Raw genomic sequence first — 12,929 nt, 5'->3', positions numbered from 1 at the left:
GGGTGATCTAGACATTCTCCCGCTGCGTTTCGCTGCCTAGGCTCGATGCTGCCCGGCGCGCCTCGCGCCACGGCCGAGGCCTTGACGCCCGCGTCAGACACGCCTCGTTTGATGTCTTGATGCACGATTGGAACGCAGATGTCCCAACCAGTTCAGGGGTCGAAGGCTCACGCTCCCCTCCAGACCATCAGCGGCGCAGACGCCGGCAAGATCGCTCGCGCAGCGTTCGTCGGAACCGCGCTCGAGTGGTACGACTACTTCTTGTTCGGCACGGCCGCCGCACTCGTCTTCAACAGGCTGTTCTTCACAGAGCTCGACCCCACCGCAGCCCTGCTCGCCTCCTTCGCGACGTTCGGCGTCGGTTTCGCGGCCCGGCCGCTCGGCGCGATCCTCTTCGGCTACATCGGCGACCGCGTCGGCCGCCGCCCAGCGCTGCTCATCACGATCGTCATGATCGGTGTGGCGACAGGGCTCATCGGCGTGCTCCCAGACTTCGGCTCGATCGGACTCGCGGCGCCCGTCATGCTCGCCATTCTGCGCCTGGTGCAGGGGCTCGCCGTCGGCGGCGAGTGGGGCGGCGCAGTGACGATGGCAGTCGAACACGCGCCCGCCGAGAAGCGCGGCAGGTTCGCCGCGCTCGTGCAGATCGGCTCGCCGGTCGGCACGCTGCTCTCGTCTGGCGCATTCGCCGTCGTCTTGATGCTTCCGCCCGAATCGTTCGACGCGTGGGGCTGGCGCATCCCGTTCCTCCTCGCGTTCCCGCTGCTGCTCGTCGCCCTTTACATCCGCGTGAAGGTTGAGGAGTCGCCGATCTTCGCCGACCTGCTCGCCGAGCAAGAGGTCGCAAAGGTGCCAGCGTTCGAGGTCTTCAGGTTTGCCTGGGGCAGGCTCATCGTTGCGACGCTCAGCGCGCTACTCGGCGTCGGCGGCTTCTACATGATCACCACGTTCGTCGTCTCGTACGGCTCGAATACGCTCGGCGTCGACCGCCAGGTCATGGTGAACGCAACCCTGATCGCGGCGGTCGCGCAGATCTTCGTTACCGTCATCGCCGGCAGGTTCGCCGAGCGCGTCGGCCCGGGCCGCGTCACCTTTTGGGGAGGGATCCTGACCGCGGCGGCCTCCTTCCCCCTGTTCTGGCTCATCGACACGAAGTCACCGATCGCAATCACGCTCGCGATCACCGTCGGCATCATGCTCGTCACCATCGCCTATGCGGTCTCGGGCGCGCTCCTCGCCGAGCTCTTCCCTGCGAAGCTGCGCTACTCAGGTGTCGCACTCGGGTACAACATCGCAGGCGCGACCTCGGGCTTCCTCCCGCTCATCGCGACAGCGATGCTCACCGTCTCGAACAACGCGTCGTGGGGCGCCGCGCTCATCCTCGTCGTGATCGCGCTCCTCACCGCCACCGGAGGCTACTTCGGTGAGAAGCTCAGGGTCCGCGACAAGCCGATCGTCGTCGACGCCTAACCTCCCCTCCCCTCGAAAGGAACACACATGATCCAGAACGAACTCGCCGCGCGCATCCTCGCCGCAGTCGACGCAAACTTCGACGCGCAGCTCGCCGCGACAGCCAACCTCGTCGAGGCACCGTCTCTGCGCGCAGGCGAAGAGCCGGCCCAAGACATCATGGAGGCACGCATGCGCGCCCTCGGCCTCGAGCTCGACAGGTGGACGATCGCTTCAGACGAACTCACCGCGCACCCCGGATACGGCCCGTCAACGGTCGACTACACGCAGATGACCAACGTCGTCGGCACCTACGAGCCGCGCACCGACTCTGGCAAGTCAGTCATCCTCAACGGACACATCGACGTCGTCCCTGAGGGGCCCGAGCAGCAGTGGTCGCGGTCGCCCTGGGACGCCGCCGTGAACGACGGCTGGATGTACGGCCGCGGCGCCGGCGACATGAAGGCGGGGCTCATCGCGAACCTCTTCGCGTTCGACGCGATCCGCGCCGCGGGCCTCGAACTCACCGGGCGCGTGCACCTCCAGTCCGTCGTCGAAGAGGAGTGCACTGGCAACGGCTCGCTCGCCGCGCTGCTGCGCGGGTACACCGCCGACGCAGTGATCATCTCAGAGCCCGAGGAAGACGCCCTCGTGCGCGCGAACGTCGGCGTGCTTTGGTTCACTGCCCGCGTCGAGGGCGTCCCCACCCACCCGCGCGAGATGGCAAACGGCTTCAACGCGATCGACGCTGCCTACGGGGTCATCTCGGCGCTGCGCGTACTCGAGGAGAAGTGGAACGCCGACCGCGGCAATCACCGCTACTTCGAAGACCTCGACCACCCCATCAACTTCAACTTCGGCGGAATCCAGGGCGGCGACTGGCCGTCGAGCGTTCCAGCCTGGTGCGAGATTCGTGTGCGCGTCGCAACCTATCCGGGGGTCACCGCGGACGACGCCTGGCGTCAGATCGTCGAGTGCGTCGACGGCGCGACCCTCGCGGCAGACGGCTCGCGCGCGTTCGACGTGCAGCTCACCCGCGACGGCTTCTACGCCGAGGGCTACGTGCTCGAGCCCGGGAGCGACGCCGAAGCGCTGCTCGAGGAGACGCACCGCGCCGCGTTCTCGCGCGAGCTCACGAGCTTCACCACCCCCGGCTACCTCGACGGGCGGGTGTTCGTGAACTACGGTGGCATCCCGACGCTCGTCTACGGGCCTGTCTCAGAGAACATCCACGGCTTCGACGAGCGGGTGAGCATCGAATCCATCCGCAAGTGCACGCAGTCGATGGCGCTGTTTCTCGCCTCGTGGTGCGGAGTGATCGAGGCTGAGTAATCGCGAGTGAGGCGGGGCACCGACACTTCGGTTCGGCGCCCCGCCTGTTGCGTTTGTGAGCCGTGTGAGGCCCGACCCGTGGTCGGCGAGCGGGCACGCTCGCCGACCACGCACGTTAGACGATCTCTCGGAGGCCTGGGCCGAGCGAAGCGCCGGGCGCATCGGTCGGGTGCGCAGCGAGCGCCTCGTACATGCGGTCGACACCCCACTCCTGCAGCGTCGTTCCCGCCGCCTGCCGCAGACCAGGGGGCATGTCGCCCCGGCCAACAAATGGCTTCTGCATGAGCTCGACGACTGAGAGCACACCGCCACGCTCTGCCACCTCCTGCGGGGTCACCCCGTTCGCGAGGTCTGCGCGCGCCTGGTCGAGGGCGGCGAGAAGCTTCGTGCGCCAGTAGTGGAGATCCTCGCGCTTCAATGGGTCGGAGTGGCCCTGCACGTACCAGTCGACGTCGAGCGTCTCGAGCAGGGCGATCGTCGTGAGCCAGGAGACCGGGTTACCTGACTGGATCGCGGGCGTGGTTCCCGTGTCGGCGATGAACGCCACGCGGTCGTCGATGGCGTGCACGACCGTGGAGCCCATGGTGTGCCCCGGCGCCTCGAACAGGGTGAACCGCTTGCCGCCGAGCTCGAAGTTCATGCGACCACGGTACGTGAGGTTCGGGCGGCGCATCTCGAACGCGTCGATGAACTCGGGAGCAGTGTCTGGGTAGGCGCCCCAGGTGCGCATCGCCTCGCGCGCCGCCTCATCGGAGTCGAGGCCAAGGGCCGTCGTCTCCGAGGTAATGAGCACCTCGGGCTCCAGCAGCGGCGCGGAAACCGCGTGGTCGGAGTGGTGCTCGCAGTACACCTGGTATTTGAGGGGGCCCTTGCTGTCGATGAACTCTTTCCAGAGCGCCGAGTTGCGCGGCGACATTGGCCCGTCAATCGCAACGCAGCCTTCGTCGGTCACAACGAGGCCGGAGTAGGGGTATGTACCGAACACGTACACGTCGTCGCTCAGTCGGATCAGGCGGGGGTCACCTTCGAGGGCGGGAACTTGTGCGTTCATGAGTGGTTTCCTTTCGAGATCTCTCTGGGTGGGATGTTGCCGCTATGGCTTCGGGACGACGTACTGGGCGAGCACTCCGATGCGCTCGATCTCGAGCTCAACGAACGCTGGACGTGGAAGACGTCGGCCGATCTCGAACGATGAGCCATTGCGCACTGTTCCGGTGCCCCAGACCTCCCCCGCGACGATCGGCTCGCGGGCGCTGATGTCTGCGACGGCTTCGGGGAACGAGTGGATCATCTGGGCCGATGATCCCTCGCCCCAGGTCTCGCCGTTCACCCGCACCGACATGCGGAGGTTCTGCGGGTCGGTGATCTCGTCACGGGTGACCACGCACGGACCGAACGGGTTCGACTCTGGGAAGTCCTTTGCGTTTCCATGCGCGCCGGCGCCCGCGAGCGCGTTGCGGGCCTGCACATCGCGCAGCGACCAGTCGTTGTAGACGGTGTACCCGAAGATGTGCTGTTCGGCCTCTTCCGGCGCGATGTTCGTGCCACCCCTACCGATGACTGCGGCGAGCTCGAGTTCGTAGTCGAGGTAGTCACTGCCGGCCGGCCATTCGAGCACGGCGTTCGGGGCGGAAACCGTCTCTGGGCTGCGTTCTGCGTACTGCACCGGGGTCCGCGGATCGTACAGCGGGCTGAAGGCGCCATCCAGCTGCCTGTAGAGCGTCGCGTACGAGGGCGCGTCGTCGATGTGCTCGGTGATCCAGCGCGCAGTGCGCGAAATGCTCTGGCGCAGGTGGCTCACGATGAGGCCACAGTCGCGCATGCGTCGCGGGGCGAAAGGCGCAAGCAACGTCACCGCGTCCTGTTCAACGAGCGCCGCCTCATCGAGCTTCTGGTAGGCCTCCCAGGCGGCTTCGAGCCCGCGGTCGCCCGCATCGATCAGCGCGAGCATCGACGTGAAGGCCGGGTCGCCTGGGTAGCGGGCGCCGAGGTCTGTGTAGGTCTCACCGTCGGTGTTATCGACGCCGAGGCGCGGTGTCGGATCCCCTGGTCTCTGGAAGGTGACAAATCTCATGGCATGCTCCAACTTCGTTCTGCGACACATTGTTCGAGACGTGTGGGCGCGCTTCCAGCAGGGCGCGACCTCGCGAACTCTCAACCCCGCGCATCTGACATGTCACAGAGCCACTTTTCAAATGTTAAGCCTGAGTGCCTGAGAGTGCAAGAGGTTGTAGTCTGAGATCGTTCCACACCGGCAGGCACCTACGGCAGCAGCCGCGAGCCCAGCGATTCCTGCAACTGACGACGCCAAATCGCACACCTGAACCGGACGTTTACCGAGAGGCGGAGAGATGCCACAGCCAACGCCGACTGCGCCATGCGCCGTGCCGGAGGCCACCGCAGACCTGCCGCTCGCTGAGATCGCCTACAACCAGATCAGGGGCGACATCATCTCCTGCCGTCTTGCACCAGGGCAGAAAGTGACCGAGCGTGGACTGGTCACGAGCCTTGGCATGAGTATGGCGTCAGTGCGCAACGCGATGACGAGACTCGACCAAGAAGGGCTGCTCGTCACCCAGCCGCGCAAGGGGTCAGTCGTCGCTCCGCTCACGCTGCACTCTGTGGGAAAACTCTTCGACTTTTGGGCACTCCTTGCACCAGAGATCGCGCGCACCGGCATCCCGGCGCTGAGCGATGCCCAGCTTGCCGAGATCACCGAGACAGGCACCCGCCTCGACGCGCAGGTCGTTCCCGGCGACGACGACGCCACGCGCGCGAACCTGCTCTCGGCGATCGACGCCGCGCTTCAGATCTTCACGCTCATCGCCGAGTCGAGCGACAACCCCTACTTGCTTGCCGCGCACCACCGCATCAATGGCGAGCTCAGTCGCGTCTGGCGACTCGTCATCGAGTCGGAGTTCGCGGAGCTCGGCGGCCGCGTCAGCGCCCTCGCCGATGTGGTGCGCTTCGTCGTTGAGCGCGACGCCGACAGCGCAGTCGACTTCCTGGGCCCCCACATCGAGGCGTCTCGCCGTCGCGTGCTCGACGCGCTCGCACGCTGGCCATCCGTGAGCATGACGGAGATTCGCGTGTGAGTGTGACCGCCCGTAGACGGTCCAGCCAAGCCTGCGACACGACCTAAGCCGCGAGAGCTTCGGGGCGGTGACGGTAGCAATGTGTCCTCATGTTGAGCCACACTGCCACGTGAAAATCTCGGCTACTGCGCGGGCGTAGTGACACGGCTAGCCTCAGCACAATACTCATCACGAGCGAACGAGGTGGTTGCGGTGAATGTAGTGGGGATTCGGGTACTGGGGTCAGCAGAGTGCATGCCGCGACGGGTAGTGGAGACCGCCGAAGTGGCTGAGCTCTGCGGAATTCCGACTGATGAGGCGATAAGCCGCACTGGTGTGAGAACACGACATTGGCTCAGTGATGACGAAGATCCTTTACTGCAAGGCGTCGCCGCGGCTGAAATGGCAATCGATGATGCCCACCTCTCCGCGCCAGATATCGACCTAGTTCTAAACGCCTCAGGCACTCCTATGCAGGCAATTCCTGACGGCGGCGCACTCATCGCGGCAGAGCTCGGCATGAGCGGCAGCTTTGGCTATTCAGTTCATGCAACTTGCATTTCGTTTCTGGTCGCTTTTCAGCAGGCGGCGTTCCACATCAGCATGGGCAGCGCCAAGCACGTGCTCATTGTTTCTACTGAAGCTGGCAGCCGGGGCCTCAACTTCAACCAGCCAGAAAGCGCGCTCCTCATAGGCGATGCGGCGGTAGCGGTCGTCGTCGGGCCGCCTGACACTCCGAGGCAGGGAATCACGGAGGCGCACTTCTCCACTGACACTGACGGGGTGCATGACGCAGAGATCCGTGGGTTCGGAAGCAGGGTGCCGGTAGCCGACGCAGCCGAACACATCGAAGACTTCAAGTTCGATATGCAGGGACTCAAACTACTTCGCGGGGCCCTTCGATGGTTCCCCGCCTTTCTAGAGTCCCTTCGAGAAGGCCTCAGCGAAAACCCCAGCGGAATCGAGCATGTCATTCCCCACCAAACTAGTCAGGCAGGAATGGAACTCATGTCGCGGTTTTGGGGATGGGACAAGATGATGGTGACGCTTCCGACCGTGGGCAATACCATTGCGGCCAGCATCCCCTTAGCACTTCATCGCTCAAGTATCCTGCCCGGAGAAACAGCGCTCCTGATCGGAACCGGGTCAGGCACACATTACGGAGGGCTGGTAGTGCGGTGGTGAATGCCGCCGCCCCGCTCATCACCACTTCGGGTCTATGTCGAACGTTTGGAACCGGCGATACTCGAGTCACCGCTCTCGACGACGCGAACATAGAGGTTCACTCGCGCGAGTTCACGGTGGTGCTTGGGCCTTCGGGCTCAGGCAAAAGCACGCTACTGAATCTGCTTGGTGGGATGGACGCCGCGACGGCTGGAACGCTGCAGGTCGGAGGGCTCTCTATCGAATCCCTATCGGAACGGGACCTGACAAGGTATCGGCGAGAGCAAGTGGGCTTCGTTTTCCAGTTTTACAACCTCATTCCAACGCTGACCGCGCGCGAGAACGTTGCACTCGCCGCCGAGCTGGTCATGTCTCGGGCTGAGGCAGACACCCGCGCCTCAGCTGCTTTGGCCGAGGTGGGACTAGAGCACCGCCTCAATCATTTTCCGCGCCACCTCTCGGGCGGCGAGATGCAGCGAGTTGCCATCGCGCGCGCCCTCGCCAAAGGCCCACGGCTCCTGCTCTGCGACGAGCCGAGCGGGGCACTCGATTCTGCGACAGGACGCCACGTGCTCGCGCACCTCCAGCGGACGGCACGCAACACAGACACTGCTGTCGTTGTCGTCACCCACGAACAATCACTCGCTGACGCTGCCGACCGCGTCATTCACCTGCGTGATGGAAGAGTCATTGAACAGCGTGTCGTGCGAACCCCTCAGACACTATCCGACCCGGAATCACGCGCGTGAGGATCCTCGCCCGTAAACTCTGGCGGGACTTAGCTCAGGTGTGGCCGCAGTTTCTGGCGGTAACGCTCATGGCAGCCCTGAGCGTCCTTGTCTTTTCAGGGCTTGAAGGAGGCTGGCGTGGCATTCAAACTCAGCTCGACGCAATGTCCGACAGCGCGCGCATGCCCAACGCATGGATTACAGGTCTCCAGCTGACACCACGAGATGCCGCACAGGTCGAAGCGTTGTCTGGAATAGAGCGTGCCACGCTTGTCTCTGAAGTGACCGTCGAACGCGAGGACGATGGGCATACCGACATCCTCGCCTTGAGCACCTCAGACCACGACACCTTAAATGCACCCTACGTGCTAGCCGGCACCGTTGACCTCAAAGCCGACGAGCTTGCCCTGGATACGGCGTATGCCGAAGCGAACCGTATACAGGTCGGTGACAAGGTCACGCTGATGCACGGTTCCGGTGCTTTCACGCTGAGGGTGGCCGGGCTCATACTCCAGCCTGACAAGATCGCCTACACCGGCGCTGGTCTGGTCGCACCTGACCCCGAAAAACACGGCTATGGGCTTGTGACTGCATCTGTGTTGAACAAGCTCAAGTCGAGCGGGCCCTCGACCTCGTCGATTCTCGTGCGAGGCGACGCATCGGTTGTGCGGACCGAAGCCGCAGAAACACTAGGGAGCAAACATGCCACCATATTAGACCGCAGCTCCAACCCCACCGTATCGACGGCATATGAGCGCGTCGACCAGATACGAAGCCTCTCGTATCTATTCTCCTCGTTGTTTGTGGCTGTCTCGCTCCTCTCGATCTTCACTTCAATCCGCCGGCTCACTGACACGCAACAGAGCGAAGTTGCAGTTCTCAAAGCGCTCGGTTTCACAAACTCGGCTGTAGGCGCATACTTCACTGCCGTTGGCATGGTCGCTGTTTCGGTGGGAATTGTCGTCGGGCTATCGTTTGCCCCGTTCCTGTCAACGTACGTACTCGGTACGCAACAATCGAGCTTCGCACTTCCCAGTTGGACGCCCTCTTACACCTTCGCGAGCGGCCTGCTGCCATTTCTACTGATCGCAGTGTGCGCCCTGGGCTCCTGGACAGCCACACGCCCGGTGAGACGTTCAAGCCCTGCCACGGGGATGCGCCCAGGCCCGATCCGCACGAACGAGAAGGCGACCAAAACTTCGAACGCACGTTGGAGAACGCTGTCCTTCGGCAGCCGTTGGGCACTCCGAGACGCCGCGGAAAACCCAGTCCGGCTCGGGATGGGTGTCGTCGCAACGGCAGGAGGCATGATGCTCCTCATCGCTGGATTCGGCATGCCCGACACACTGAATAATCAAGTCCAAGAGTCGTTCTCGGAGCAGTACCGCTACAGCACACGGCTCGCAGTATCGCCGCTCGCCCCACCTGAGGTGCGCGCGGAGATCGCGGCCACAGCAGGGCCAGGTCAATGGATACAACAAGTTCCTATCCAGTTCCCGCGGGGTGAACGCGCGGAGGGCGTACTAACGGTGTTGGGCAAGGGCAACCTCGTGCAAGTCAGCGACACCGCAGGCACTCCGCTCTCGGCTTCCGGGGTACGGAGCCTCGTCACACAGCCGTTGAACGAGCATCTCAATGCCAAAGCCGGGTCTGACGTGGAAATCGCCTTGCCAGACGGCAGCACCACCAACGTGCATCTCGATGGCGTGGCGGCGGTCTCGGAGCCACTTGGCATCCTCATCACCGAAGAATTCTGGGTGTCGAGCGGCGGAACGTTCACCCCCACCGCCTACCTGACGCGCAACCCACCACCCGACGCCATCGCAGTTACCGATGGCGTGACCGCCATGCTGAACTTCTCGGAGCAACGCAGCAACGCACAGTCACTTGTTGATTCACTTTCGAGCGTCTTCACATTGATCAAAGTCTTCGCGATCCTCCTCACGGTGATCGTGCTCTACAACCTCGGCACGCTGAGCTTCACCGAGCGGGTTCGCGATTACGCGACGCTTCGCGTGCTCGGTTTCACTCTCCGCGAGATCCGCGCGTTGGCCAGTCGCGAGAACGTACTTGTGACGCTCGCCGGCTGGCTCATTGGCGTCCCCGCCGGCTGGTGGTTTCTCAGCACGTACGTGGAGCTATTCAGCACTGACCGCGCCACATACTTTCCGTATATCTCAGTAACGAGCTTGGTCATTGCGTCTGCCATCACGATCCTGTCTGCGTTGACCGCCACGCTGCTACTCACGAGACGGGTCAAACGCATAGACATGACCGAGGCGCTGAAGGGGGTGGAGTGACAGTCAAAATTGGCGAGGGCGTCAAGCGCCCGATCACCCGCGCGCAGAATCGATGCCCGTCAGCAGACGCAGCGGGTTCTCCCTCGTGAGCTTGTCAACGACGGACTCAGCAACGCCCGCAGCCCGAAGCAGGTCGCAGAAGCCGCCGACCGCCCACGAGTAGCCAAGCCCGCCACGAATCTTGAGGTCGGTCATGTGACAGCGGTCGCTCGAGATGAGCAGGGAGTCGCTCCACCCCTCGTCGATGAGCCGCACGAGCATTTCAACTCGCAGACTGTCTGGCATGAGGTGCTCGCGGCCACAGGTGTCAAACTGCAGGTACACGCCCCGCTTGAGCAGCCCGGTGAGGTAGGTGTGGTCAAGGAAGGTGTCGACGTGGCCGATCGCAGTACGGCGAGGGTCGACGCCTTCCTCCTCGAGGATGCTCAGCTGGTCGACGCCAGTCGGGTACATAAAAGCGTGCGTCGTCACGGCGGCACCCGTCGCGTTGGAGGCTCGTCCTGCTGCACGCAGCACCCGTTCCTCAGCCGGCGAGAGCGTGCCACCGTGTGTGCCGATCTCACCGATGACGCCTGCCCGAATGCGGGTCCCGTCTGCGGCGAGCACGCCCTCCTCGATCTCTTGGATCATCTGAGCCGCGTGCCTCTCGGCGGATACCTCGTACACTTCCTTCGGGTAGTAGGGCTCGAGATACCAGCCCGTGCCCATCACCACGTGCAGGCCCGATTCCCGCGAGATCCGTCGCATCCCCTCGGGGTCACGCCCGAGATCGCGAAGCGTGACCTCAACAATCGCGTGCTGCATCCCCTGAGCTGGCGGCACGTCGGCGTTCATGTAGCCGAGCTCGCGCACCGCCAACTCTGGGTTGTTGAAGATGTGGTTGCGATCCCCCGTCACCGGGCTGAAGTCACAGAGCAGGTGCTCGTGCGGCAGCACGCGGTCGATCTGTTCGACGCTCACGTCGCCGAGCACTGTTCTGAGGTTCACTTCTCGTCCTTTCTTACTCCGCGAGCGCCGTCGCGGCGGCTGCGACTCGCAGCACCCTGTCAAGCCCGCCGTCGAGCGACACCGCGACGCTCGTGCGCGGGTTCACGACCTGGCAGACCTTGACGTTCAAGAGCAGCCCGACCGAGAGGTACGCTTCATCCTTGCTGATTCCTGCGTGTTCGGCGACTCGCGTGACGCAGTACGCAGTTGCCTCCTTGAGCGCCTCCTCCACTGAGGCGCCGACACCGATGACCCACAGCCGCCCCTCGATGTCCTCCACCGTCGGGAGGATCGAGCCGACGCCCGCGAGCCGGTTGAGTCTGAGCGAGACAGACGCGCCAGTTTCCGCGCCAGTGCCGCAGACCTCGCCGTCGCCGATGGTCGCGTGCACATCGCCGATGAAGAAGCCACCGCCGGCAACGGACGCCGTGATCCACAGCTTTGCCCCGACGCCTACGGCACTGAAGTCGATGTTTCCGCCGTAGTGCCCGAGCGTTCGCGCTGGCTCGACCGTGTCGGTGAGCAGGCCGAGCGCACCGACGTGCGCCTTCGGCTGCGCGGCGGCGAGCACCGGAGTTCCAGGCCCGCCCGGCCTGAGCTCAAGCGTCTCGGTGTCGACTGCCATCACCGCGAACCTGTCTTGCCCGAGGAGCCCGAGGCCCGGGCGGGTCCACGTGTGGGCGAGCGGGTCGAGGCGCATGTCGAGAATCTCGATCTCAACGACGTCGCCGCGCTCAACTCCGACGATCTCGACGGGGCCGACGACAGGGAAGAACTGGCTCGCGTCGAGCTCGCCGTAGTCGACGTCGGTGCGGATCTGCCCACCAGAGGAGTCGAGCGTGTGCACCGTGAACTCCCTCCCGGGAACAACCGACCCGGCCATCGGAGCGTCAGGTGCGAGCTCGTACATTCGGCCGTAGGAATCGAGTTCTTGCATATCTCGGGTCACTTCACGATCTCGCTGTTGATCTCGACCTGCGCGAGCCTGCTGTTGTCAGAAACGTTCCACTTGTCCATCACTTCGTCGTAGACGCCGGTATCGATCAGGTGCTGAATGGCGGCAGCCACGGCGTCGCGGAGCTCGACGTTGTCTTTGTGGAAGGCCCAGCCGTAGTTGTTGCTCAGGTAGCCCTCGCCCGGAACGACCTCGATGTCGCGAGCGGTACCCTGCTCGATGCCAAACTCGGTGACGATCGGGTTCGCGATCGTCGCGACCGCTCTGCCTGTCGACAGCCAGAGCAGCTGGTCGGCAGTGGTCGGCGCGATCAGCACGTTGATGGGGTTGTCGCCGCACTCGGGTTGAAACTCTTCAAAGAGCTCCACCATCATGCTTCCCTCGAGCGTTGAGACGTTCTTGCCGCAGAGATCGGGCAGGTCCTTGATGCCGAGCGGGTTTCCCTTGGCGACAACGATGTTGTTCGCAGAGATCAGGTTGTCGACGAAGTCAATCTGTTCGCGACGCTGCTCCGTGTCCCACATCGCTTCGCTCATCATGTCGTAGCGCTTCGTCGCGACGCCGGTGATGAGGCCACCGAAGTCTGCTCGCGACCACTCGAGCTCGACGCCGAGCACTGCGGCAACCTCGGCGGCGAGGTCTGGGTTGATGCCGACGATGTTGTCGTCATCGTCGGTGAACTCGTAGGGCGCCTGCGATGGGTCGGTGACGACCTTAATCGTGTTTGCGCTCAGAATCTTCTCGGGCAGCAGCTGCCGAATCTCGTCGACGACGGCTGCGGAGTCGACTGGCGCGGCTTCTTTGTCTGCGGATGCGCCGGCTGGCGCACACGCCGAGAGCGCGAAGCTCGCGACAATCAGCGCCGGGATGGCGACTTTCAGGGAGGGGGTACGTCGTTTCATGGCGTGTTCTTTCTCGTGGGATTCGAGATCCGGCCCGT

At 63.9% G+C, this 12,929-nt stretch carries 11 protein-coding genes; 6 read left to right on the top strand and 5 right to left on the bottom strand.

Features of this window, described 5'->3' with window-relative positions:
- Positions 1 to 138: 138 nt before the first annotated feature.
- Entirely contained in the window at positions 139 to 1,470 is a 1,332-nt protein-coding gene (locus tag KI794_RS03345; protein ID WP_119283322.1) for an MFS transporter, read from the top strand.
- 27 nt (positions 1,471 to 1,497) lie between these two features.
- Complete coding sequence (locus KI794_RS03340; protein WP_255809140.1) at positions 1,498 to 2,781, top strand: ArgE/DapE family deacylase; 1,284 nt, start codon at positions 1,498 to 1,500, stop codon at positions 2,779 to 2,781.
- A 115-nt stretch (positions 2,782 to 2,896) separates the two neighbouring features.
- On the opposite strand, the gene KI794_RS03335 is transcribed toward KI794_RS03340, so the two are convergent.
- A complete protein-coding gene (locus KI794_RS03335) occupies positions 2,897 to 3,832 on the bottom strand; it encodes a hypothetical protein (protein WP_255809139.1) in 936 nt (311 codons plus the stop codon).
- A gap of 42 nt (positions 3,833 to 3,874) precedes the next feature.
- The gene (locus KI794_RS03330; protein WP_255809138.1) at positions 3,875 to 4,855 is read right to left on the bottom strand and encodes a fumarylacetoacetate hydrolase family protein; all 981 of its coding nucleotides are present in this window, start codon (positions 4,853 to 4,855) and stop codon (positions 3,875 to 3,877) included.
- A 277-nt stretch (positions 4,856 to 5,132) separates the two neighbouring features.
- On the opposite strand from KI794_RS03330, the gene KI794_RS03325 reads away from it, so the two are divergent.
- The 4 genes from KI794_RS03325 (at position 5,133) to KI794_RS03310 (ending at position 10,047) form a co-directional block, all read left to right on the top strand.
- Positions 5,133 to 5,876, top strand: coding sequence for a GntR family transcriptional regulator (locus KI794_RS03325; RefSeq protein WP_255809137.1), 744 nt, complete (start codon positions 5,133 to 5,135; stop codon positions 5,874 to 5,876).
- Between the two features lie 381 nt (positions 5,877 to 6,257).
- On the top strand, positions 6,258 to 7,040 hold the full coding sequence (locus tag KI794_RS03320; RefSeq protein ID WP_255809136.1) for a 3-oxoacyl-ACP synthase III family protein: 783 nt from the start codon (positions 6,258 to 6,260) through the stop codon (positions 7,038 to 7,040).
- Positions 7,034 to 7,768, top strand: a complete 735-nt coding sequence (locus tag KI794_RS03315) for an ABC transporter ATP-binding protein (RefSeq protein WP_255809135.1) — start codon at positions 7,034 to 7,036, stop codon at positions 7,766 to 7,768. The genes KI794_RS03320 and KI794_RS03315 overlap by 7 nt, the downstream gene beginning before the upstream one ends.
- Positions 7,769 to 7,836: 68 nt before the next feature.
- Positions 7,837 to 10,047 carry an ABC transporter permease gene (locus tag KI794_RS03310; protein WP_255809134.1) on the top strand — a complete coding sequence of 737 codons (2,211 nt, stop codon included), beginning with the start codon at positions 7,837 to 7,839 and terminating at the stop codon, positions 10,045 to 10,047.
- 33 nt (positions 10,048 to 10,080) lie between these two features.
- Here the strand turns inward: KI794_RS03310 and KI794_RS03305 are convergent, their stop codons facing one another.
- The 3 genes from KI794_RS03305 to KI794_RS03295 are packed head-to-tail and all read right to left on the bottom strand — an operon-like array spanning position 10,081 to position 12,891.
- Positions 10,081 to 11,034, bottom strand: coding sequence for a phosphotriesterase family protein (locus KI794_RS03305; protein WP_255809133.1), 954 nt, complete (start codon positions 11,032 to 11,034; stop codon positions 10,081 to 10,083).
- A gap of 13 nt (positions 11,035 to 11,047) precedes the next feature.
- Entirely contained in the window at positions 11,048 to 11,971 is a 924-nt protein-coding gene (locus tag KI794_RS03300) for an acetamidase/formamidase family protein (RefSeq protein WP_119283327.1), read from the bottom strand.
- Between the two features lie 8 nt (positions 11,972 to 11,979).
- Complete coding sequence (locus KI794_RS03295; RefSeq protein WP_119283328.1) at positions 11,980 to 12,891, bottom strand: ABC transporter substrate-binding protein; 912 nt, start codon at positions 12,889 to 12,891, stop codon at positions 11,980 to 11,982.
- Positions 12,892 to 12,929 lie beyond the last annotated feature (38 nt).

The sequence above is a fragment of the Leucobacter aridicollis genome (assembly GCF_024399335.1).
In the GTDB taxonomy this organism is placed as follows: Bacteria; Actinomycetota; Actinomycetes; order Actinomycetales; family Microbacteriaceae; genus Leucobacter; species Leucobacter aridicollis_A.
This window is presented reverse-complemented; position numbering and strand designations above follow the sequence as displayed.